The sequence below is a fragment of the Dactylosporangium darangshiense genome, assembly GCF_039537565.1.
GTDB lineage: Bacteria > Actinomycetota > Actinomycetes > Mycobacteriales > Micromonosporaceae > Dactylosporangium > Dactylosporangium darangshiense.
In genome coordinates this window covers 1-1,622 of the sequence record NZ_BAABAT010000174.1, presented here as the reverse complement: position 1 = coordinate 1,622, position 1,622 = coordinate 1, and the positions used below count along the sequence as shown (strand labels likewise).

The 1,622-nt window shown below is 67.8% G+C and carries 1 pseudogene; it reads left to right on the top strand.

The window, feature by feature from the left end:
• Window positions 1-87: 87 nt before the first annotated feature.
• Window positions 88-1,417 (top strand): annotated as a pseudogene (locus ABD901_RS58515) (IS4 family transposase).
• The last annotated feature ends 205 nt before the right edge of the window (window positions 1,418-1,622 follow it).

Genomic DNA, 1,622 nt, shown 5'->3' with positions numbered 1-1,622 from the left:
GCAATGCCACGTAGCCTAGTTTGATCTTGGTGGTTGTTCGGCGTGGTGGGGTGACATTGACAGCGATGGCGGTTTGGATCGCGGGTCATGACGTCGGTGGTGGTGCGTCCTGATCAGGTCACGCTGGGAGTGCTGATCTCGCAGGTGCCGCGGGATGCGGTAGATGACGCGGTCGCGGTGTGCGGGGTGCGAGAAACGCTCGGACGGCAAGCTCCCGGCGCATGTGACGGCGTATCTGACGCTGGCGTTGGCGTTGTTCCCCGACGACGACTACGAAGAGGTCGCCGCCAGGGTGACCGGGTCCCTCGACAGGTTCGGGGTGTGGGACGCGGGCTGGACGGTGCCGACCGCTTCGGCGATCACGCAGGCCCGTAAACGGCTGGGTCGTGCCGTGTTCGCGGAGTTGTTCGAGCGCACGTGCGGGCCGGTCGCCGGCAGCGCCGGCCCGGCCGCGGCGGCAGCGGCGTTGGGCACTGCGCGTGGGTCGTTCCTGCGCTCGTGGCGGCTCCTGGCGATCGACGGGTTCGAGGTCGACGCGCCGGACACACCCGCGAACGTGGCCGAGTTCGGCTATTCCGGCAGTGGCGAGAAGCAGTCGTCGTTCCCGAAGGTCCGGGTCGTGGCACTGGCCGAATGCGGGACACATGCGTTCGTGGCCGCAGAGATCGGTTCATCCGCCGACGGGGAGAAGACCCTGGCCGCCAGGTTGTATCCGCGGTTGCGCGGCGACGAACTGCTGACCGCTGACCGCGGCTTCTACTCGTGGCCGGCCTGGCAGGCGGCACAGGCCACCGGCGCGGCACTGCTGTGGCGGGCACCGACGAACCTGGACCTGCCCGTGATCAAAGTCCTGCCCGACGGCACCTACCTCAGCGTCGTGATCAAACCCGAGGTCCGCTACGCCGGTCGCCGGGAACGGCTCCTCGCCGCCGCCCGCGCCAGCACCGACCTGTCCAACCTGGACCACATCCCAGACGCGTTCAACCGCCAGGGCGAACAGATCGCACGCCTGGTCCGTGTCATCGAGTACGACATCCCCGACCGCACCGGCGACGGCCACCACGAACTGATCGCCCTGACCACCACCATCCTGGACCCCGCTGACGCCCGCGCCGATGAACTCGCCGCCGCCTACCACCAGCGCTGGGAACAAGAAACCAGCCACGACCAACTCAAAACCCACCTCCGCGGCCCCGGCCAGGTCCTGCGATCACGCCTGCCCGACCTCGTCCACCAGGAAATCTGGGCCTACCTCATCACCCACCACGCGATCAGCGCCCTGATCGCACAAGCATCCACCGCCGCCGACCTCGACCCCGACCGGATCTCCTTCACCCAAACCCTGCGCCTGATCCGCCGCACCGCCACCGGGACCGCCGCCATTCCCCCCTCAGGACTGGACCGAAAGACTCCCTGACCACCTCAACACCATCGCCGCGTTGCTGATCCCACCGCGACGCGAACGCACCTGCCCCCGCGCCATCAAACGCGTCCGACACTGCCACTACCGCCTCAAACAACCCGGCGAAACAGCCAGCACCCGCCACCACCAACCCGCCACCATCCGCCTCTTCCCGCTACCCACCACACCCACAAGATCGACTTAAGCTACGTGGCATTGC